General features: G+C 67.7%; 15 protein-coding genes. 9 read left to right on the top strand and 6 right to left on the bottom strand.

The features are described 5' to 3' along the window. Nucleotides 1–59: 59 nt before the first annotated feature. The 3 genes from P5W99_RS10700 to P5W99_RS10710 form a co-directional block, all read right to left on the bottom strand. Nucleotides 60–1,802: an FAD-dependent monooxygenase gene (locus tag P5W99_RS10700; protein ID WP_434660661.1), complete on the bottom strand. Its 1,743-nt coding sequence runs from the start codon at nt 1,800–1,802 to the stop codon at nt 60–62. Between the two features lie 114 nt (nt 1,803–1,916). After that, nucleotides 1,917–2,990: a cation diffusion facilitator family transporter gene (locus tag P5W99_RS10705; RefSeq protein WP_434660663.1), complete on the bottom strand. Its 1,074-nt coding sequence runs from the start codon at nt 2,988–2,990 to the stop codon at nt 1,917–1,919. Next, nucleotides 2,987–3,307 (bottom strand): ArsR/SmtB family transcription factor, encoded by a 321-nt coding sequence (locus tag P5W99_RS10710; protein ID WP_421024465.1) that lies wholly within the window; start codon nt 3,305–3,307, stop codon nt 2,987–2,989. Before P5W99_RS10710 ends, P5W99_RS10705 begins: the two co-directional genes overlap by 4 nt. Nucleotides 3,308–3,465: 158 nt before the next feature. Here P5W99_RS10710 and P5W99_RS10715 point away from each other — a divergent pair, with 158 nt between their 5' ends. The 3 genes from P5W99_RS10715 to P5W99_RS10725 all read left to right on the top strand — a co-directional run bounded on the left by P5W99_RS10715 (nt 3,466) and on the right by P5W99_RS10725 (nt 7,413). Further along, nucleotides 3,466–5,418: a tetratricopeptide repeat protein gene (locus tag P5W99_RS10715; RefSeq protein ID WP_434660665.1), complete on the top strand. Its 1,953-nt coding sequence runs from the start codon at nt 3,466–3,468 to the stop codon at nt 5,416–5,418. A gap of 29 nt (nt 5,419–5,447) precedes the next feature. Further along, entirely contained in the window at nt 5,448–5,990 is a 543-nt protein-coding gene (locus P5W99_RS10720; RefSeq protein ID WP_421025250.1) for a GNAT family N-acetyltransferase, read from the top strand. A gap of 325 nt (nt 5,991–6,315) precedes the next feature. Continuing rightward, nucleotides 6,316–7,413 carry a hypothetical protein gene (locus P5W99_RS10725; RefSeq protein ID WP_434660666.1) on the top strand — a complete coding sequence of 366 codons (1,098 nt, stop codon included), beginning with the start codon at nt 6,316–6,318 and terminating at the stop codon, nt 7,411–7,413. Between the two features lie 147 nt (nt 7,414–7,560). Here the strand turns inward: P5W99_RS10725 and P5W99_RS10730 are convergent, their stop codons facing one another. The 3 genes from P5W99_RS10730 to P5W99_RS10740 form a co-directional block, all read right to left on the bottom strand. Then, nucleotides 7,561–8,301, bottom strand: coding sequence for a DUF2968 domain-containing protein (locus tag P5W99_RS10730; protein ID WP_434660667.1), 741 nt, complete (start codon nt 8,299–8,301; stop codon nt 7,561–7,563). Between the two features lie 219 nt (nt 8,302–8,520). Next, nucleotides 8,521–9,801 carry a gamma-glutamyl-gamma-aminobutyrate hydrolase family protein gene (locus tag P5W99_RS10735; RefSeq protein ID WP_421024469.1) on the bottom strand — a complete coding sequence of 427 codons (1,281 nt, stop codon included), beginning with the start codon at nt 9,799–9,801 and terminating at the stop codon, nt 8,521–8,523. A 138-nt stretch (nt 9,802–9,939) separates the two neighbouring features. Continuing rightward, the gene (locus P5W99_RS10740; protein ID WP_434660669.1) at nt 9,940–11,706 is read right to left on the bottom strand and encodes a cation:proton antiporter; all 1,767 of its coding nucleotides are present in this window, start codon (nt 11,704–11,706) and stop codon (nt 9,940–9,942) included. A 193-nt stretch (nt 11,707–11,899) separates the two neighbouring features. Between P5W99_RS10740 and P5W99_RS10745 the strand changes: the two genes are divergently transcribed. From P5W99_RS10745 to P5W99_RS10770, 6 genes are all read left to right on the top strand, one after another. Next, entirely contained in the window at nt 11,900–13,288 is a 1,389-nt protein-coding gene (locus P5W99_RS10745; protein ID WP_434660671.1) for an amidase, read from the top strand. A 188-nt stretch (nt 13,289–13,476) separates the two neighbouring features. Next, entirely contained in the window at nt 13,477–14,007 is a 531-nt protein-coding gene (locus P5W99_RS10750) for a disulfide bond formation protein B (RefSeq protein WP_213293727.1), read from the top strand. 331 nt (nt 14,008–14,338) lie between these two features. Further along, nucleotides 14,339–15,913 (top strand): xanthine dehydrogenase small subunit, encoded by a 1,575-nt coding sequence (gene xdhA, locus P5W99_RS10755; protein ID WP_421024472.1) that lies wholly within the window; start codon nt 14,339–14,341, stop codon nt 15,911–15,913. Further along, nucleotides 15,910–18,327: a xanthine dehydrogenase molybdopterin binding subunit gene (gene xdhB / locus P5W99_RS10760; protein ID WP_434660673.1), complete on the top strand. Its 2,418-nt coding sequence runs from the start codon at nt 15,910–15,912 to the stop codon at nt 18,325–18,327. The genes xdhA and xdhB overlap by 4 nt, the downstream gene beginning before the upstream one ends. Nucleotides 18,328–18,339: 12 nt before the next feature. Continuing rightward, the gene (xdhC, locus tag P5W99_RS10765; RefSeq protein ID WP_434660675.1) at nt 18,340–19,482 is read left to right on the top strand and encodes a xanthine dehydrogenase accessory protein XdhC; all 1,143 of its coding nucleotides are present in this window, start codon (nt 18,340–18,342) and stop codon (nt 19,480–19,482) included. Between the two features lie 34 nt (nt 19,483–19,516). Beyond that, a complete protein-coding gene (locus tag P5W99_RS10770; protein WP_434660677.1) occupies nt 19,517–20,569 on the top strand; it encodes an adenosine deaminase in 1,053 nt (350 codons plus the stop codon). Nucleotides 20,570–20,637: the final 68 nt, after the last annotated feature.

Here is a 20,637-nt window from a genome sequence, read left to right on the forward strand (position 1 = left end):
CACACCGTGCGCCTTCGCCCCGCTTCGCACGAGCACTGCCCTGCCTCAACGCAATCGACCTACTGCGCCGCGGGCCGGGGCGCGGACGCAGGCGTAAACCACGTCTCGCAATGGCGCAGCAAGCCGTGCAGGTCCGATCCCGTTCGGCCGCGCGCGCAGATGTAGCCATCCGGTCTCACGAAATAGAACGCAGGCCGCGTGCGCCCATAGGCATCGCTGAGCGAGGGCGCGCCCTCGCCCGCCAACGGCGCCTCGCTGTCCGGCAGATCCGCCACCCACCAGACCCGCACCGCCTGCGGCAACACCCGTTCGACCGCCTCGGCAAACGGCCTGAGCGCGGCAACCGCGTTTGCTGTGCCGGTCGCGCCCAGAACGCTCGCGACGCTCGCCGGGCCATCCGGCTGCGCATGTTCGGCGGCTTCCACGGCGCGCACCGCGTCGTCGTCCACCAGCAGGAACAGCGAGAAGCTCGCCGGATCGTGCAGATCGAAGATGCGGCCCTTGCCTGGCGCCTTGCCAAGCGGCCCGTCGACCACCCGCACGAGGGCGTCGGGCGCGCGCTCGCCCGCGCGCGGTCCGCCGTCGAGCACGCGCTCGAGCGTGAGCGCGCTACGCCGGTATTGGATCGACAACTCGCTCAACGCCTCGCGCGCCGCATCGCGCAGCGGACCGAGCGCGACCAGCGCCGGCATCACGCGCTCGCGCAATAGCTTGAGCGGTCCGTGATCGGCTTCGACCAGTTGCGTCATGAAGCTCGTCTGCCGCAGCACGATGCGCTCGATCGGATAACGCTCGGCGTGGTACGTATCGAGCAGCCGGTCCGGCGCGCCGCCCAATGCGCGCGCGAGCTTCCAGCCCAGATTGAACGCCTCCTGAATGCCCGTGTTCATGCCCTGCGCGCCTGCGGGGCTGTGCACGTGCGCGGCATCTCCGGCGAGAAAGACGCGCTCCGCGCGCAGAAAGCGCACCATGCGGCTATTCACGTGAAAATACGACGCCCAGGTCATGTCGGCGACCGAGACGAGATGGTGGATGCGGCGCTCGACGATCGAGCGGCATTCTTCAAGCGTCGGCACGGGCGGCGCGCCTTCGGGCGGGGCCGGCAGCATCGCCTTGTGATCGGCCATCAGACGATAGCGCCCGCGCCCATACGGAAAGATCGCGGCAAGCCCGTCGCCCGATGCGAACACGTGGAACTCGTCTTCGGGCCACGGCGTGCTCGCGGCGATATCGGCGAGCAAGAACGATTGCTCGCTCGACTCGCCATCGAACTTCATGCCCAAGTGGTGACGCACCGTGCTGTGCGCGCCATCAGCGGCGATCATCCAGGCGCAGCGCAACGCTTCGGTGCGGCCGTTGGCAAGACGCACATCGGCGCTCACGCTCGCGGAACCTTGATTGAATTCGATCAGCTCGACGCCGCGCTCGACCTCGACGCCAAGCGTCGCGAGCTGCGCCGCGAGAATGCGCTCGGTCTCGCTCTGATCGATGAACAGCAAGTACGGATAGCGCGTGAACAATGGATCGAAGTCGAGGCGCGCGCGGCGCTGGCCGTTCGAATAGAGATTGGCGACGTGCGCGCGATGACCACGCTCGAGAAAGGGCTCGATAATCCGATGCTGCTCGAAGAGTTCGAGCGTGCGCGCCTGAATGCCAATCGCGCGCGTGTGACGCCCGGGCTCTCGCGCGCGATCGATCAGGCGGACCGGAATGCGCGCGCGGGCAAGACTCAAGGCGGCGGCGAGACCGGTCGGCCCCGCGCCGACGATGAGCACGGACGGCTGGGAAAAAGCCACGGTCATGCAGACCTCCATGCGATCGACATGAGACGTAGTGTACGCCCGCTCCTGGCCCCGTTGAGCGCCCCGATGCGGCCAGCGGAGTCCCGGCAACGCTCGCGCGCGCTCAGGAATGACTCAGGGATGAAGATGCGGCGCGCCGTCGAGCGAGCAGCGATGCGCGCTCGTGCCCAAATCCACCTGCAAGGTCACATGCTCCACGCGGAATTGCGTACCGAGCGCGCTCACGATAGCGTCGAGCACGGCATCGCCGGGATGGCCGGCCGGCATCACGAGATGCGCGGAAAGCGCGTTACCCGTGGTGGAGAGCGCCCAGACGTGCAGATCGTGCACATCGGTCACGCCCTGCTGCTGAGCAAGAAAGCCGCGGATGCGCTCGATATCGACACCTTCGGGCACCGCTGCGAGCGCAAGCCGCACCGACTCGCGCAACAGCCCCCACGTGCCGTGCACGATCACGAGCACGACGACGATGCTCATCGCCGGATCGACCCAGCTCCAGCCCGTCGCCAGGATCACGAGGCCGCTCACGGCAACCGCCGCCGAGACGCCCGCGTCGGCGGCCATGTGCAGGAAGGCGCCGCGAATGTTGAGATCGTCCTTCTGGCCGCGCATGAAGAGCCACGCCGAGAAGCCGTTAATCACCAGGCCAAGCGTGGCGACGATGAACACGTCGAGTCCGGCCACGGGCGCGGGATACAGCAGACGGCCGATCGCCTCGGCAAGAATCGCACCGCAGGCGACGAGCAGCAGCGCCGCGTTCGCGAGCGAAGCAAGGATCGACGAACTGCCGAAGCCGAACGTATAGCGCGCCGAAGGCCGGCGCGTGGCGAGCCATGCGGCGCCCCAGGCGAGCAGCAGGCCGAGAACGTCGGAGAAGTTGTGGCCGGCGTCGGCGAGCAGCGCGGTGGAATGTGCGATCACGCCATACACCGTCTGCGCCACCACGATCACGATGTTCAGCGCGACAGCCAACGCGAACGCACGGCCATGGCCCGAGGCCGGCGCGTGATGGTGATGATGGTGGCCGTGTGCGCCGTGTGCGCCGTGTGCGCCGTGTGCGCCGTGGTCGTGGTGGTCGGCGTGGTCGGCGTGTGCGTGGCCGGGATGGTCGTAGCCGTGGTCGTGAGCGCCATGCCCATGCCGTGGCGCGGCGCCCTCGCCTGCATGCCCGGAATCCGCGCGCGTCACGTGAGCTCCTGCCAGGTGGAGACCGGCTCGGCCACGTGCTCCAGCATCCCCGCGAGCATCGCGCTGATATGCGCGTCAGCGCCGGCGTAAAACACCTGTTTGCCTTCGCGCTCGGCCCGCACGATGCGCGCGGCGCGCAGCAGGCGCAGATGATGGCTCACGAGCGACGACGACAAACCCAGCGCATCGGCAATCGCGCCCACCGCGCGACGGCTCTGCACGCAGGCCAGCACGATGCGCAGGCGGGTGGGATCGCCGAGCAGGCGGAACAGGTCGGCGAGCGGCGCGACGCGCTCGTCTTCGGGATACGACAACATGGCGACGGCCCAAACATATGAACAGATGTTCAAATGTTAGTTGCGGTACGGCAACAGGTCAAGCCGCGCTGGAAGGCCGCGCACGCGAGGTTCGGGGAGCACCCATCCGAGTGTGGGAAAATGCCGCCTTCGTCACTCCCCGTATTTGTCTTTCAGTCATGGAACAGGTTTTTGTCCGCGCGTACGCCGCACATCGCGACGGCCGGCTGGACGACGCCGAGCGCGGCTACCGCGCGACGCTCGCCGCCGATCCCGTGCACGTCGATGCGCTGCACATGCTCGGCGTGCTGCGGCATCAGCAGGGCCAGCACGCCGAAGCCGCGGACCTCGTGCGCCGCGCGGTCTCGCTGCGGCCCGACGACGCCGCGCTCCAGCTGAATCTCGGCAATGCGTTGAAGGCGCTCGGCGAACTCGAGGGCGCGATCGAGCGCTTTCGCAATGCGCTCACGCTGGCGCCCGCGTTCGCGCTCGCGCACTATAACCTCGGCAACGCCTACGCGGCGGTCGGCCGCCACGAGGACGCGATGTACGCGTTCGGCCACGCGGTGCGCCTGCAGCCCGGCGACGCCTCGTCGCATAACAATCTCGGCAACGCCCTGCACGCGCTCGGCCGCCATGCCGACGCCGCCGAGGCGTTCCGCCGCGCGCTCAAGATCCGTCCGGGCCATGCCGGCGCGCACAACAATCTCGGCATGGCGCTCAACGCGCTCGGCGACTGCGCGGGCGCCGTCGAGCAGTTCCAGAAGGCACTGCGCTTCCAGCCGCGTTTCGTCGCCGCGCATTTCAACCTGGCCAACACGCTCGACGCCACCGGCTATCACGCGCAAGCCGTCGCGGGCTTCGAAACCGCCCTCGCGCTGCAGCCGCAATTCCCGCCCGCGCTGTTCGGACTCGGCAATGCGCTGGCGGCGCTCGGGCGGCACGAAGAGGCGCTCGGCCCGTACGAGCGCGCGATCGGCCTCGATCCGAAGTTCGCGCTCGCGTGGCTCGCGCTCGGCTCGGCGCAGCACGCGCTCGGGCGCCACGCCGCCGCGCTGCGCGCCTTCGACGAGGCGCTGCGCGTACGGCCCGATCTCGCGGCCGCGCATCTGAACCGCGCACTGATATTGCTGACGCTCGGCGATTTCCAGCGCGGCCTTGCCGCCTACGAGTGGCGGCTCGACCCGGCCGCACGCGAAAGCGTCGGTGGCGTCACGGGCGTCGCGAATGGCGCGCACGCCGCCGACATCATGATGATCACCGCGCCGCCCGTGAATCGCGATGCCGCGGCAACCGCGCTCACCGCCGTGCCCCGCTGGCGCGGCGAGCCGCTTGTCGGCCGCACACTACTCATTCACGCTGAGCAAGGCTTCGGCGACACGCTCCAGTTCGTGCGCTTCGTGCCGAACGTCGTGGCACTCGCACACAGCGGCGCGCGCATCGTGCTCGAAGTCCAGGCGCCGCTAGTGCCGCTCATCGCGCCGGCTGCCCACGTCGCGCGCATTACGTTGATCGAACAAGGCGCGCCGCGACCGACCGTCGACCTGCACTGCCCCCTGCTCTCGCTGCCGCTTGCGCTCGGCACGACTTACGAAACCGTGCCTGCGCCCATGCCCTATCTTGCGACCCCGCCCGCCTATCGGCGCAAATGGCGCGGCTCGCTCGGCGGGCAAGCCAAGCGCAAAATCGGCCTTGCCTGGTCGGGCCGCATCATGAAGCACGAAAACCGCTCGCTGCCGCTCGCCGCGCTAGAGCCGCTGTTCGCGCTCGAAGGCATCGACTGGATCGTGCTCCAGCCGAACCTGAGCGAGGCTGAGCACGCGGCGCTCGATGCGCATCCGCGTGCGCGCACCATCCACCGGCTGGATGGCAGGCTGGAGGATTTCGCGGACACCGCTGCCGTCATCGAACGCCTCGACGCCGTGGTCTCCATCGACACGTCGATTGCCCACCTCGCGGGCGCGCTCGGCGCCAAGCTCTGGCTGATGCTGCCGTTCGCCGCCGACTGGCGCTGGTTCACCGGCACCGACGCGAGCCCCTGGTATCCACGCGCGCACCTCGTGCGCCAGCTGCGGCCCGGCGCATGGGACGAGGTGGTCGCACGCGTCGCCGCTGCGCTGCGCGAGGCCTGAGGCCCGACAGCAGATATCCAATGCCCAGCATGCCCACCGCCCCTGCCCTCACACTGCGCCCGGCCACGACTGCCGACGCCCCGCTGCTCGCCGCCATGCATGCCGCGAGTTGGCAAGCCGCGTATCGCGATCTGCTGCCCGCCGCATTCCTCGAACGGGAAGTCGATACCGAACGCGCCGCATACTGGCGCGCGCGCATGGAGGCGCCCGGCGAGGACCGCCGCCTCGTGCTGATCGCCGAACTCGGGGAACAACCGGAAAGCCGCACGCCGGTCGGCTTCGTCTGCGCCGAGCGTCAGCCCGGCTCGCCCTGGGGCGCGTTGCTCGACAATCTGCACGCCCTGCCGGGGCATCAGGGCATCGGCGTGGGCAAGCGGCTCATGCAGGCCGCCCAGGCGTGGGCGCGCGCCCAAGGCGAATCCCGGCTCTATCTCTACGTGCTCGAAGGCAATACGCCCGCAATCGAATTCTATGAGCGGCAAGGCTGGCAATATTCGGGGGCGGAGCCCGACCATATGGGCGGCATCGACATTACCGCGCTGCGTTACGTCTATCGGCTCGACGCCGCATAACAAAAATGAGATAGCGATTGGCACAGCCCGGAACACGTATCGACGGCAGTTTTCGTCCGGTTTTCAGACGTTTCCGATAGATTGCCCTAAGTCTCGCTTGCATCATTCGGATCCAAACGATTGACCCGTACAGACGTACAAAGCACGACAGCGCTGGCAAACCGCGCGTCTTTCGGGTTCCACCGTGTTCTGGTGCCCATCCCGCCAAGGCAGCGAGAAATCCATGTCAACTTATCCGTTAGTTCAGGTGGAAGGCGCACTCGCGATGCCGCGCATGCGTCCACTCAACCGCGTCCCGCCGCCATTTGGTCGCGAGTGGGCGCTCATGCCCCCCCACTTCAGCCTGCGCACCGAACTTCAGGCGTTCTATGCGGCCCTCCTGCGCACGGTGTGCCTGAGCGCGGAAGCGTTTCGCAAAGTCTGTCGCTGGGACCTGCAGCGCCGCTTCACGCCTGAACCGCCGCGTCCCGCTGCGGCACCCGTAGGCAGCCCGCTCAACGCCGCGCAGGCCCAGCAGGCCGCCGCCGAGACCTTGCAGCGCACGGCAGCCGGCGCACGACCTGCCCGGCGCGTCGAGCGCATTCCGCCGCCCTCACACAAACTGACAGCCACAGCGGTTGCCATTGGTGGCGCAGTGCTGCTCACATGGATCGTGGCAAGCCATGCGCCATTCGGCGACGGCAAAAACAATGCGGTTCTGCACACGCCGGCGCCCCCCGCTTCGAACCGCGACGAAAGCGCATCGGTACGCCTTTCCGACGAACGTGCGCGACACGACCTCGCCACGTCCGCCGCCCCCCGTGCCGATCAGTACGCACCGGCGAGCACACCTGCCACGGCGGCACGAAGCACGGCCATGCAAACGGCAGCGGCCAACGCCACGCGGCGTCAAAGCCCGGCATCGTCGCCCATCATCGTCACGCCCGGTACAGCGCCTGCCCCGGCAGTCGCCCGTGGCCCCGCAACCTCCACGGCCTCAGGTCCGGCAAAGGCCGAGCGGCCGGATTTCGCGGCACGCACGAACCCAGGCGCCCCGCTACGCGGCACATTGACCTCCAAGGCAACGCGCACGAATGGCGCAACGGCCAGCGCCACGAAGGGCCGCCAGGCCGTCGAAACCGGAACGCGCTCCGCGCACGGTGAAAGCCGTCGCCATCCGGCACACGACTTCACACCGCATCGCAGCGCGCCGCTCGTGACCACCCAGCGCACCCAGGGCGCGTATTCGGAAGCCTCCGGCTACTCGCCCTTCCAGCCAGGTGGCATGTCAAGTAGCGACTACTCATCGCTGTCGACATACGCAGGCACGCGCGCGGCACCGCGTCCGACAAGCAGCGCAACCGTGAACGTCGACAACACGGATTGGGTGAATCACGTTTCGCAACGCCGCGTGACCGAAGTGCCCGACCACTTCGCGAAGTAGACCTCTGGGCAAGTCCCGAAGCAGAAACAGCAACACAGCAAAAAGCCCGGCGCAGTCACTGCGTCGGGCTTTTTGTACGTTCTGCTTCTCTGCCAGTCCCGGCATGTCGTGCCGCCGCCACATTGCAACGGCACGACACGATCCAGGCTAGTTCCTGACAGCATCCTGGCGCCGGGAGCCTGGCAAACCCGCCTCCGTCGCGCGCTGCAATTGCTCCACCTGATTCTGGAGATCGCGCAACTGGGCCTGCGCCTGGATCTTCTCGGCATTGAGCGCCCGCGTATTGCCCTGCATCTGGCGTTGGTAGTCGTCGACGCGGGCCTGTTGCGTGCGCGCGACGTCGAGATCCGCCTGCAGCCGGCGTGCGCGATCCTCATTGAGCGCGATTACCCGATCGATGAACGCCTTTTGCGCCTCAATCTGGGTCCGGCGAATTTCGACCTCGGCGAGACGCTGGGTCTGCTGCACGAAATTCGCGTAGATGGCTTCCGCGCGCGCGTCTTCCTGCGAGCGAATCACTCTCCAAAAATGCTTGTCCTGGAATAACACGACGTAGTAGGTCATTTCAGGCGGATAGAAGAACAGGCTCGCGCCATAGCTGGCGTTGTACGTCGTGCGCAACTCGACCAGCTGCAAATCATGGATGAGCTGCATGAGCGTGCCGACGTCACCCTGCGTGGCCCCCGCAGTCGCCTGATCGTCCACGATGTCTGCGAGCGGCGGCGTATTCGCCGGCTGCGGCGTCAAGCTGCCGAGCGACGGCCGGTTGCCCGCCACCGGAGCGACATCGCTGGCGGGTGCGCCGGCCCATGCGGCTGCGCCGTGCTGCAAGAGCGTAAAAACCGCGGCGCCCAGCAAGGCGCGACGCAGCGGGGTTGATTGCTTCATGACTGCCTGTCCGTTCAGGATTCCGAGTAACCGCTTATTATCGCCGCCAGAAAATCTCATAAACGTCGATTAATTTCGGATAACCGAAGGAATGACCAATTGCTTGTCCGAAATCACCTACTCATCCATCGGAATATTGGACGCATACCAGGAGATGCCGGTAAACGTCAGAAGGGAGGCTCTCGCCTCCCTTCTTGCCCTCGTTCCGCCCCCTTTCCGTCAGAAGCGCGTCTCGCGCGCGGCGCGCAGAAACGTGTCGAGAAGCGGGGTGCAGTCGAGCAGTTCCGGGCCGCCCGCGCGGTGAAACTCCGGGTGCCATTGCACGCCGACGACGAACGGCGAGCGCCGGTAGCGCACCGCTTCGATCAGGCCGTCACCCGATGAAACGGCCTCGACCGTCAGATCGCGGCCGAGGCTCTTGACCGCCTGATGGTGGATCGAGTTGACGATGGCCTCGCGCCGGCCCGGGAACATGCTGGCCAGCGAGGAGCCTTCGGGAAAGGTGACCGCGTGACGGTGCTGATCGTAATGCTCGCTCACGTGCACGCCCGCCGTGGGAACGTCGGTGGCGATGTCCTGATAAAGCGAGCCGCCGAACGCGACGTTGATAAGCTGACAACCGCGGCATACGCCCAGCACCGGCTTGCCCGACTCGATGAATTCGTGCAGCAGTTCCAGTTCGTACATGTCCCGCACGCGGTCGCCGGGCCATTCGGGACGTGGCGCGGTCTCCGCATAGGTTTGCGGCGAGACGTCGGCGCCGCCTTGCAGCAGGAGGCCGTCGAGATGCTTCGCATAGTCTCGCAGCCGGATGTTGCTCGGGTGCAGCATGCCCTGATGACCGACCGTCGGAATCATGAAGACGATCACGTCGCGCGACATGACCCAATGCGCAATCGACTCTTCGAGATATTGCAGCGTCTTGCCGCGCAGGCCCTGGGCGCCAGGCTCCGGGTGAAAGATGCGCGCCGACACGCCGATGCGCAACGTCCGCTGCGTGATGCGCTGACCGGCGCGGTCGAACAGTTGCCGGGCGCGCGCGGCGACGATGCGGCCGAACACCGACCACGCCGAGTCGCTCGGCCGCAAATAGCGTGGCGGATCGGACGGAATGGAGCCCGGCGGTGGCGGATGCTGCGCGGTGAAGTCGGGCGCCTGGCCGAATCCCGCCGGCGCGGCGCCCGGCCGTGTGCCGGCCGCGGCCTGCGGCGGCGCGGGATGGGCGGCGGCCTGCGCCGTGGTCCCAGTGGGTGCGGGCGCCTCTTTACCCGCTTCGCCCACCACCTCGATCGGAATGCGCGGCGCGCCGGCTGCTTCCGGCGTTACCGCCGATGCGCTCGCGGGCGAGTCGGTCGACGCGCGCTGCGCGGCCTCGCCAGACGGTGTTGCGCCAGAAGGAGTGGACGCGCTGGAGGCGCCTGGAGCACCGGGCGCACCAGTATTGACAGGACGGTCAGCGCCGTCAGGAACCTCGGAGTGTTCGGATTTGTTTTCGCTCATGACGTAGGGTCAGGCGCGCCGGACGCGCGAACGAATGAACAGGGTTCCGATTATGCGTCGCACGGCCTGTTGCCGCCACCTCCGTGCACAATCGCTCGCACTCTGTTGCAATCCGTTGCGATTGAGCGCGCCCCAACCTTACGGATCCGGCTGCTCGTCGAAAGTTTCGCGCAGCGCAATCTGCATGCTCGCGTGAATCTTCACGCACCAGCGCCACAGCAGCATCGTGAGCACCGCCGCGCATACCAGCACGCCAACCAGAAAACCCGTAGGCGGCAGGATCGTCCCCGACAGCGCAGCGACCAGCACGAACACGCCGATCATCGAAACCGCCGGCACGAGTTCGGCAATCGCATGCCGCAACGCTCGCGTGAAGCGCCCCGCCTTTTCGGGCTGCACGCTCACTTCGGCAAGCAGGAGCGCCAGCGTCTTGGTCTTGCGCCACACCGCCACCAGAAACGGAATCGCGAGCAGCAGCGCGGCGCTCCATAGCACCACGCGCTGGATGCGCTCGTCCGGCACCCAGTTCGCGAGCAGCGGCAGCGCGTAGCGCGCGCCATACGAGGCGCCGATGAAAATCGCCGACACCAGCGCGAGATTCACCGCGACCTGCACGACGATGCGCTTCGTGAGCGAGAACAGCGTCGGACCTTGCGCTCCCGTCGGGCGCGGCATCAGGCAGCGCAGCCATTGGCTATACATGCCGAAGACATTCGACATCGCGGGCGGCATCGCGCGCGCGAGCCGCTGCGAGAGCGGATCGGCGAAGCGGATCAGATACGGCGTGGTGAGCGTCGTGATCGCCGAGACGGTCACCACGATCGGATAGAGAAAACCGCTCGTCACCTTCAGCGTGAGGCCGAGCGAGGCGATGATGAACGAGAACTCGCCGATCTGCGAGACGGTCATGCCGACGCGCATCGCCGTGCGGCCGTCGTGACCGGCGAGGAAGGTGCCGAGCCCGCACGAGACGAGCTTGCCGAACACCACCGCGAACGAAATCACCGCGATCGGCCACGCGTAATCGACCAGCACGAGCGGATTGAGCATCAGGCCGATCGTTACGAAAAAGATGGCCGAGAACGCATCGCGCAGCGGCGCGACCAGATGCTCGATGCGCGGCAGATGGCGCGATTCGGCCATGATCGCGCCGATCAGAAAGGCACCGAGCGCAATCGAGTAATCGAGCTTCACGACCAGCAGGCAAAAGCCGAAGCAAAAGCCCAGCACCGAGACGAGCAGCATCTCGTCGCTGCCCACGCGCGCCACGTAGCCGAGCACGCGCGGCACGACGAGGATGCCCGCGAGCAGCGAAACCGTCATGAACAGCAGCAGCTTGCCGAGCGTGACGAACGCGATGCCCGGCGAGAGCTCGCCTGTCTGCGCAATGCCGCCGAGCAGCACGAGCATGGCGATGCCGAGAATGTCCTCGACGATCAGGATGCCGAACACGAGCTGCGCGAACCGCTCGCGCTTCACGCCGAGGTCGGCGAGCGCCTTGACGATGATGGTGGTCGACGAAATCGCGAGGATCGCGCCGAGAAATAGCGAGTCCATCGGTGCCCAGCCGAACACGCGGCCGATCTGGTAGCCGATCCACAGCATCACCACGATTTCGGAGAGCGCCGCGACGGTCGCGGTCGCGCCCACCTGAAACAGCTTGCGCAAACTAAATTCGAGGCCGAGTGAAAACATCAGGAACACCACGCCGAGCTCGCCCATCGTCTGGATGGTCTGCTCATCGTGAATCAGCTGGAACGGCGGCGTGTACGGCCCGATGATCACGCCCGCCGCGATATAGCCGAGCACCACCGGCTGCTTCAGGCGATGAAACAGCACGGTGACGAGCCCCGCGATCGCCATCACGACTGCCAGATCCTGAATGAAGCCGATTCCCTGATGCATGCGCGGATTATCCTTACAAAATCCTGTCGGAAAGTGCATGTTACCTGATGAGCGCGGCGCGCCAAATCGGCCCTTGGGAAAAATTCGCGATCTACAATGATGTGTCCCTTGCCGCAGCGCATGGCCGCAATGTCCAGGCGCCATCCGTCCGCGGCGCCTCCGTCCAATGTTGCCATCGATGCTCCCCGCCGCCATGCCTTCCATCTCATCCCCCTTCGCGCCGTTCCCGCCGCTCGCCCAACTGGCCGCCGACCTCGCCGCGGGCCGCACCACGAGCCGCGCGCTCGCCGAAGCCGCGCTCGAGCGCATCGCCGCGCCGGGCGGCCAGGGCGCCGCCGTATTCACGCACGTCGACGCCCAGCGCGTGCGCGCCGCAGCCGATGCGCACGACCGACTGCGCGCGGCGGGCACCGTGCTGTCGCCGCTCGCCGGCATTCCCGTTTCGGTGAAGGACCTGTTCGACGTGCAAGGCGAAGTCACGCGCGCCGGCTCCACGGCGCTCGCGAACGCGGCGCCCGCGAGCGCCGATGCCGCAGCGGTCGAGCGCCTGCGCCACGCGGGTGCGGTGCTCGTCGGCCGCACCAACATGAGCGAATTCGCGTTCTCGGGGCTGGGTCTGAACCCGCACTACGGCACGCCGCTCTCGCCTTACCAGCGCGGCGTGGCGGGCGGCGAGCGCGTCGCGGGCGGCTCGTCGTCGGGCGCGGCGGCCTCGGTCGCCGATGGCATGGCCGCCGTCGCGCTCGGCACCGATACGGGCGGCTCGATCCGCATTCCGGCGGCGTTCTGCGGCCTCACCGGCTTCAAGCCCACGGCTGCACGCATCCCGAAAGCGGGCGGCGTGCCGCTCTCGCCCACGCTCGACTCGTTCGGCCCGATCGGCAATACGGTGGCGTGCTGCGCGCTCGTGGACCGCATCCTCGCCGGACTGCCGCCGCACGTGAGCGCGGCACGCCACCTCGACGGCGTGCGCATCGGCGTGCTCACGAACTATGTGACGGACGGCATCGAGCCCCACGTGGCGCAAGCGCTCGACACCGCGCTCAAGCACCTCGACGCAGCGGGCGCGATCGTGAACGAAGTGCGTTTTTCGGCATTCGAGCGCATGGCCGAAATCAACCGCTTCGGCTTCTCGCCGATCGAGGCTTACGCGTGGCACCGGCCGCTGCTCGCCCAGCACAGCGATCAGTACGACCCGCGCGTGCTCGTGCGCATCCTCAAGGGCAAGCCCGCTAGCGCCGCCGACTATCTCGATCTGATCGCCGCGCGCGCCGCCATGATGGACGAGGCGCAAGCGACGCTCTGGTCGCGCTTCGACGCCGTGATCGCTCCGACCGTGCCGATCGCGCCGCCTGCGCTCGCCCCGCTCGTCGCCGACGACGAAGCGTTCACGCGCACCAACGCACTCGTGCTGCGCAACCCGAGCGCATTCAACTTCCTCGACGCCTGCGCGCTCTCGCTGCCGATCCACCATCCCGATGAGGCGCCGGTGGGACTGATGCTGGCCGGCGCGCCCTACGCCGATGATGCAATCCTCGCGATCGGCCGCGGCGTGGAAGCGGTGCTCGCACCACTGCGGTAACGACATGGGGCGAGGCCGTAGTTCGGCGGACACGCGGACGCAGCCTGCGCGCGGTCAAAAGCGCCCGCTCGCGCTGCATCCCCTTCGCGCTAGAATCCGGAAACGCCGTTGCAGGCGCACCGGTCTGGATTTGCTTGACACCGGCTGCGCGATCCAACCCGAATAAACGAGCCGAACAAACGAGCTACATGAACGACGATAACGCGCTGCTGCGCCGCGAGCGCGGCCTGCTGGTCCTCCTCGGCCTGATCTGTCTCGCGCTGCTGGGCGGCGCCCTGTATTTCCAGTACGCCGAGCATCAGGACCCGTGCCCGCTGTGCATCCTCACGCGCTACTTTTTCATCCTGATTGCGATCTTCGCATTCCTCGGCGCCCGCTTCGCCAGTTGGCGCGCCGTGCGCACCCTCGAGGCGCTCGTCGCGCTTTCGGCGGCGGGCGGCATTGTCGCCTCCGCGCGACTCGCCTGGGTGCAGGCGGTCCCGAACTTCAGTTGCGGCTTCGACACGCTCCAGCCCATCGTCGACGCCCTGCCGCCCGCGCACTGGCTGCCCGGCGTCTTCAAGGTCCAGGGCCTGTGCGAGACCACCTACCCGCCCATCCTCGGCCTCACGTTGCCGCTCTGGTCGGTGCTCGCATTCGCGGTCATGTTCCTCGCGGTGGTCGCAAGCCTGTGGCGCAACCGCCGCCGCCAGGTGGCATGGCCCGGCATCCGCCGTTAAGCTCCCAGCCTCCGGGTTTCCGGCCTCCTCGCGCGCCGCGCCCGGCCTCATGTCCTGGGCGCCGGCGGCGCCCTCTCCCTCCCCACTGCGGCTGGCCCGGCTGCCTCTCCCTCCTCCGTTTGACCGCCCCGAAGGGCCGGACCATGTCGCGCACGCTCATTGCCGCCGTCGCATAACCCCCATCTTCCAGAAAGGATACTTTCCGGCCCCTGTCGGTGCTAAATTCGGGATTGGATGGCGATCTACGTGCGCGAGGCCGGACTGACAGTCGAGGCGCCCCGGTTCCCTGCGTAACGCGCGCCTGATCCGCAATGTCTCCCGGGTTTTTCAGATGACAACGCAAACCATCCGCTTCGTCCATCGTGGCGCCGTGCACGAAGTGCATGACGCGCCCATCACGCGCACCGTGCTGCAACACCTGCGCGAGGACTTGCATGCCTGCGGCACCAAGGAAGGTTGCGCGGAAGGCGATTGCGGCGCCTGCACGGTGGTGCTCGGCGAACTCGACGAGGAAGGTCGTCTCGCGCTCAAGGCGGTCAACGCCTGCATTCAGTTTCTTCCAACACTCGATGGCCGCGCGCTCTTCACGGTCGAAGACCTGCGCGCGCCCGACGGCACGCTGCACCCCGTCCAGCAAGCGATGGTCGACTGCCACGGTTCGCAGTGCGGCTTCTGCACGCCCGGCTTCGTCATGTCGATGTGGGCGCTCTACGAGCGCCAGGGCGCCGATGCCGGCCTGCCCGCGCGCGACGAAATCGATCAGGCGCTCTCCGGCAATCTGTGCCGCTGCACCGGCTACCGGCCGATCATCGACGCAGCACAGCGCATGTTCGACACGACGAGCTATCCGCGCGTCGCACTCGCGCGCGAGCCGCTCGAAGCTGCGCTGCGCTCGATCGCGCGCAGCGACACCTTCGACTATCGGGGCCCCGACGCCCGCGGCGCCGCGCACGGCCACGCCACGTTTTTTGCACCGCGCACGCTCGAAGCATTCGCCACGCTGCGCGCCGAGCATCCGCAGGCGCGCGTGCTCGCGGGCGGCACCGACGTCGGCCTGTGGGTCACCAAGCAGCTTCGCGATCTGGGCGACGTGCTCTATACCGGGCAGGTCGCCGAGCTGAAGCGTGTCGAGCGCGACGCGCAGACGCTCACGATCGGCGCGGCTGTGCCGCTCGAAGAGGCCTACGCGGCGCTCGCCGTCGACTACCCCGAACTCGCGGAACTGTGGGCGCGCTTTGCCTCGCTGCCTATCCGCAACGCGGGTACGCTGGGCGGCAACGTGGCGAACGGCTCGCCGATTGGCGACTCGATGCCGGCGCTGCTCGCGCTCGACGCCGGGGTGATCCTGCGCCGCGCTGCGCGTGTGCGCACGCTGCCGCTCGCGGCGTTCTACACGGGCTATCAGAAGAACGTGCTCGAAGCGGGCGAGTTCGTTGAAGCGATCCGCGTGCCGCGCCCCGCGCCGACACTGCGGTTTCGCACCTACAAGGTGTCGAAGCGCTACGACCAGGATATCTCGGCGGTTTGCGCGGCGTTTGCGCTCGAGACCGGCGAGGATGGCGCAATCGCGAACGCGCGCATCGCGTATGGCGGCATGGCCGCGATACCGCAGCGCGCCGCCCACGCCGAAGCAGCGCTCGCGGGCGCACAGTGGAACGAAGCGGCCGCGCAGCGCGCCATGGCCGTGCTCGACGCCGACTATCAGCCGCTCACCGACATGCGCGCGAGCGCCGCGTATCGCCTGAAAGTCGCGCGCAATCTGCTCTGGCGCTGCTGGCTGGAAACGCGCGACGACGCGCCGCTCGCACTGTGTGACGTGAACGCCTTCGTGTTTGCCTCCGAGGCGGAAGTCGTCGACGAAACCGGCGTAGGCCCGGGCGCAACGCTTGCGGGAGACGCATCATGAACCGCCAGTCCGATCCGCTTATCGTGCAACCCGCCGCACAAACCGCTGCGCAGTCAACGCAAGCGGCGCTCGGCGCGCCATTGCCACACGAGTCCGCAGACCTGCACGTGAGCGGTGAGGCGCGCTACACCGACGACATCCCCGAACTGCACGGCACGCTCCACGCCGCGCTCGGCCTGTCGCGCCACGCACATGCGCGCATCGTGGCGCTCGATCTCGCGCGCGTGCGCGCCATGCCCGGCGTCGTCGCGGTCCTGAGCGCCGCCGATATTCCCGGCGAGAACAACTGCGGCCCGGTCCTGCACGACGACCCGGTGCTGGCGCAAGATGAAGTGCAGTATCTCGGTCAGCCCGTTTTCGCCGTAATCGCGACGAGCCATCAACTCGCCCGCCGCGCGGCCGCGCTCGCCGCCAGCGACGACGTCGTGCGCTACGCGCCGCTCGAAGCGGTGCTCGACATCGCCGAAGCGAAAGCGCGCCAGCAGTACGTCCTGCCGCCGCTGCGCCTCACGCGCGGTGAGCCGGCGGCGCGCATCGCGGCAGCGCCCCACCGCATCGCCGGCACGTTTGCCGTAGGCGGCCAGGAGCAGTTCTATCTCGAAGGTCAGGTCGCCTATGCGCTGCCCGAGGAACAGGACGGCATGCTCGTCTACAGCTCGACGCAGCACCCGAGCGAGATGCAGCAGTTGATCGCGCATCTGATCGGCTGGCCCGCGCACCGCGTAATGTGCGAATGCCGGCGCATGGGCGGCGGCTTCGGCGGCAAGGAATCGCAATCGGCGCTGTTCGCCTGCGTGGCGGCGCTAGCCGCGTACAAGCTGCGCCGCCCCGTGAAGCTGCGCGCCGACCGCGACGACGATTTCCTCATCACCGGCAAGCGCCACGACGCGCTCTACGAATATGAAGCCGGCTACGATGACGCAGGACGCCTGCTCGGCGCGCGCGTGGAAATCGCGCTGCGCGCGGGCTATTCCGCCGATCTCTCGGGCGCGGTCGCCACGCGCGCGGTCTGCCATTTCGACAACGCCTACTATCTTTCGGACGTCGAAATCGTCGCGCTCTGCTGCAAGACCAACACGCAGTCGAACACGGCTTTCCGCGGCTTCGGCGGCCCGCAGGGCGCACTCGTGATGGAGGTGATGCTCGACGGCATCGCCCGCGCGCTCGGCCGCGATCCGCTCGACGTGCGCCGCGCGAACTACTACGGCATCGGCGAACGGGACGTCACGCCCTACGGGCAACGCGTCGCGGACAACGTGCTCGCGCCGCTCACCGAGCAGTTGCTCGCGTCGAGCCAGTACGCCGCGCGCCGCGCCGCGCTCGCCGCGTTCAACCGCACGAGCCCAGTGCTCAAGCGCGGCATCGCGCTCACGCCGGTGAAGTTCGGCATCTCGTTCAACGTCCCGCATCTGAACCAGGCGGGCGCGCTCGTGCACGTCTATCGCGACGGCTCCGTGCTCGTGAACCACGGCGGCACCGAAATGGGCCAGGGGCTCAACACGAAGGTCGCGCAGGTGGTCGCGGGCGTATTCGGACTGCCGCTCGCGCAGTTGCGCGTGAGCGCCACCGACACGTCGAAGGTGGCGAACACGTCCGCCACCGCCGCCTCGACCGGCAGCGACCTGAACGGCAAGGCCGCCGAAGACGCGGCGCTCGCGATCCGCACGCGCCTCGCCACGCTCGCCGCCACGCAGTACGGCGGCGCGCCCGAAAACGTCGCGTTCGAAGATGGCCTGGTGCGAGTGAACGGCAAGGCGATCGCCTTCGCCGAGTTCGTAGAAACCGCGTATCTGAAGCGCGTGCAACTGTGGTCCGACGGCTTTTACGCCACGCCCACGGTCCATTGGGACGCGCGCACGCTCACCGGCCATCCGTTCTATTACTTTGCCTATGGCGCGGCGGTGTCGGAAGTGGTCGTCGACACGCTCACGGGCGAATGGAAGCTCGTGCGCGCCGACCTGCTGCACGACGCCGGCCAGTCGATCAACCCGGCCATCGACATCGGCCAGGTGGAAGGCGGGTTCATCCAGGGCATGGGCTGGCTCACGAGCGAGGAGCTGTGGTGGAACCGCGACGGCAAGCTCATGACGCACGCGCCCTCCACCTATAAGATTCCGGCGATCAGCGATACGCCCGCGGCGTTTCACGTCCAGCTCTATCGCAACGAAAACGCCGAGCCCACTGTGTTCCGTTCGAAGGCCGTGGGCGAGCCGCCCTTGCTGCTGCCGTTCTCGGTGCTGCTCGCGATCCGCGAGGCAATCGGCGCGGCCGTGCCCGAGGCCCGCGAAGCCGCGCCGCTCAATGCGCCCGCCACGCCCGAGGCGATCCTTCATGCAATCGGGGCGCTCGACGCCCTGCGCGAGCACGCGGCAAGCGTGTCGGCCGCCGCCCCAACAGAAGCTGTCGTCAAGTAGGAGAACCGCCCGATGCAAGCCTGGGTCACCGACCTTCAACACCTGCTAGCGCACGGCGATGCCGCCGTGCTCGTGACCGTCGCGCGCGCCGAAGGCTCGGTGCCGCGCGAAGCCGGCACGAAGATGATCGTCACGCGCGAAGCGGCCCGTCATACGATCGGCGGCGGCCATCTCGAATGGAAGGCCATCGAGACCGCGCGCCAGGTATTGCGCGACGGCATGCGCACGCCGCATGCGCGCCGCCTTGAGCGATTCGCGCTCGGGCCGAGCCTCGGCCAGTGCTGCGGCGGAGCAGTCGTCCTTGCGTTCGAGCGGCTCGACGTCTCCGACCTCGGCTGGCTCGCCACGCTCGCCCGCCGGCTCGCGGCGGGCGCCTCGACGGTTCGTAGCGTATCATTCCGCTCCTCGCGGAATGGAGCGCCTTCCGGCGCAGAAACCGACCTGACGGATGCCTCGGCGGCCGATACAGTTTTGCTTTCGGAACCCGAGCCCGGCGTGGAATCGCCCGATTGCCTGCTGTGGGACACGGGCGCGCCGGGCGATGGTAACCATCACGGCGACGGCACGATGCTGCTCACCGAAACGATCGCGCCCAACGAGCGGCCCGTCGTGCTGTTCGGCGCGGGCCATGTGGGCGCGGCGCTCGTGCGCGTGCTCGGCACGCTGCCCTGCCGGGTGCGCTGGGTGGACGAGCGCGACGCCGCGTTTCCCTCGCCGGAAGCGTTCGCGGCGCTCAATGCGCCCAACGTCACGATCGATGCCAACGACGCACCTGACGAAGCCATCGACGCTGCCCCGCCGGGCACGAGCTTCATCGTGATGACGCACGATCATTCGCGTGACCTCGATCTTGCCGAGCGCATCCTGCGTCGCGGCGACTTCCTGTTCTTCGGCATGATCGGCTCGCACACGAAGCGCAAGCAGTTCGAGCACCGGCTCGCCGCGCGCGGCATCGATCCGCTACAGATCGCGCGCATGCACTGCCCGCTCGGCGTGGAGGGCATCGTCGACAAGTCGCCCGAAGTCATCGCGATCTCGGCCGCCGCGCAATTGCTGCAGGCGATCGAGGCGTCGGCGGCGGCCGCCGGCACGCCTGGGCATGCAGCCGTTGCGGTTACCGGCACGTCCGCTACCGGCACGATCCATTCCGCGTGATGTCAACCACTGAACGCAACCGATCGATCCAACCATGACCATCACGCCCACCGTCAACCCGTTCGCAGCGCTCGTACAAAAAGCGGCGCGCGCGCCGAAGGCCGAGCTGCACATCCATATCGAAGGCTCGCTCGAACCCGAGCTGATCTTCGCGCTCGCGCAGCGCAATCACGTCGAGCTTGCTTACGAGTCGATCGAAGCGCTGCGCGCGGCCTACGCGTTCACCGACCTGCAGTCGTTCCTCGACATCTATTACGCAGGCGCGAGCGTGCTGCTCAACGAGCAGGACTTCTACGACATGACGATGGCCTACTGCGAGCGCGCGCTCGCGGACAACGTCGTGCACACCGAAATATTCTTCGATCCGCAAACGCACACCGAACGCGGCGTGCCGATCGAAACGGTGGTCGCGGGCATCGACCGCGCACTCGCCGACGCCGAAAAACGCGGCCTCACGAGCAAGCTGATCCTCTGCTTCCTGCGCCATCTGAGCGAAGCCGACGCGCTCGCCACCTTCGACGCCGCGCTGCCGCTGTTCGCGCGCTATCCGCGCATGATCGGCGTGGGTCTCGATTCGTCGGAGCGCGGCCATCCGCCCTCGAAATTCGAGCGCGTGTTCGCGAAGGCGCGCGCGCAAGGGCTGAAGCTCGTCGCGCATGCCGGAGAGGAAGGCCCGCCCGCCTATATCTACGAGGCGCTCGATCTGCTCAAGGTCGACCGCGTCGACCACGGCGTACGCAGCATCGAGGACAAGGCGCTCGTCACGCGCCTCGCCGACACGCGCGTCGCGCTCACCGTCTGCCCGCTTTCGAACCTGAAGCTCTGCGTGTTCGACGACATGACGAAGCACACGCTCAAAAAGCTGCTCGACGAAGGCGTCGCGGTGACCGTCAATTCCGACGATCCCGCGTACTTCGGCGGCTACGTGAACGAGAACTTCAGCGCCATCATCACGGCGCTGCAGCTCGACGACCAAGAGGTGTACACGATCCTGCGCAACAGCTTCGAGGCGTCTTTCGTGACGCCCGAGGAACGCGCCGCGCTGATCGCGCAGCTCGATCGGTACTGGAGCGGCGCCGTGGCCTGATCCCGCGCAGCTCCCCAAGCTTAAGGCTTCACCCTTGATGAGGACCGGCGCGCCAGCGCCGGCCCCAG

The organism is Paraburkholderia sp. A3BS-1L, assembly GCF_051125215.1.
Classification (GTDB): domain Bacteria; phylum Pseudomonadota; class Gammaproteobacteria; order Burkholderiales; family Burkholderiaceae; genus Paraburkholderia.

What these genes read in the sequence shown, in the direction of transcription:
- P5W99_RS10745 (WP_434660671.1), top strand. Translation starts at nt 11,900, where the DNA reads ATGCCTTCCATCTCATCCCCCTTCGCGCCGTTCCCGCCGCTCGCCCAA.
- P5W99_RS10725 (WP_434660666.1), top strand. Translation starts at nt 6,316, where the DNA reads ATGCCCCCCCACTTCAGCCTGCGCACCGAACTTCAGGCGTTCTATGCG.
- xdhA (WP_421024472.1), top strand. Translation starts at nt 14,339, where the DNA reads ATGACAACGCAAACCATCCGCTTCGTCCATCGTGGCGCCGTGCACGAA.
- P5W99_RS10710 (WP_421024465.1), bottom strand. Translation starts at nt 3,307, where the DNA reads ATGTTGTCGTATCCCGAAGACGAGCGCGTCGCGCCGCTCGCCGACCTG.
- P5W99_RS10740 (WP_434660669.1), bottom strand. Translation starts at nt 11,706, where the DNA reads ATGCATCAGGGAATCGGCTTCATTCAGGATCTGGCAGTCGTGATGGCG.
- P5W99_RS10735 (WP_421024469.1), bottom strand. Translation starts at nt 9,801, where the DNA reads ATGAGCGAAAACAAATCCGAACACTCCGAGGTTCCTGACGGCGCTGAC.
- P5W99_RS10700 (WP_434660661.1), bottom strand. Translation starts at nt 1,802, where the DNA reads ATGACCGTGGCTTTTTCCCAGCCGTCCGTGCTCATCGTCGGCGCGGGG.
- xdhB (WP_434660673.1), top strand. Translation starts at nt 15,910, where the DNA reads ATGAACCGCCAGTCCGATCCGCTTATCGTGCAACCCGCCGCACAAACC.
- P5W99_RS10720 (WP_421025250.1), top strand. Translation starts at nt 5,448, where the DNA reads ATGCCCACCGCCCCTGCCCTCACACTGCGCCCGGCCACGACTGCCGAC.
- xdhC (WP_434660675.1), top strand. Translation starts at nt 18,340, where the DNA reads ATGCAAGCCTGGGTCACCGACCTTCAACACCTGCTAGCGCACGGCGAT.
- P5W99_RS10730 (WP_434660667.1), bottom strand. Translation starts at nt 8,301, where the DNA reads ATGAAGCAATCAACCCCGCTGCGTCGCGCCTTGCTGGGCGCCGCGGTT.
- P5W99_RS10750 (WP_213293727.1), top strand. Translation starts at nt 13,477, where the DNA reads ATGAACGACGATAACGCGCTGCTGCGCCGCGAGCGCGGCCTGCTGGTC.
- P5W99_RS10715 (WP_434660665.1), top strand. Translation starts at nt 3,466, where the DNA reads ATGGAACAGGTTTTTGTCCGCGCGTACGCCGCACATCGCGACGGCCGG.
- P5W99_RS10770 (WP_434660677.1), top strand. Translation starts at nt 19,517, where the DNA reads ATGACCATCACGCCCACCGTCAACCCGTTCGCAGCGCTCGTACAAAAA.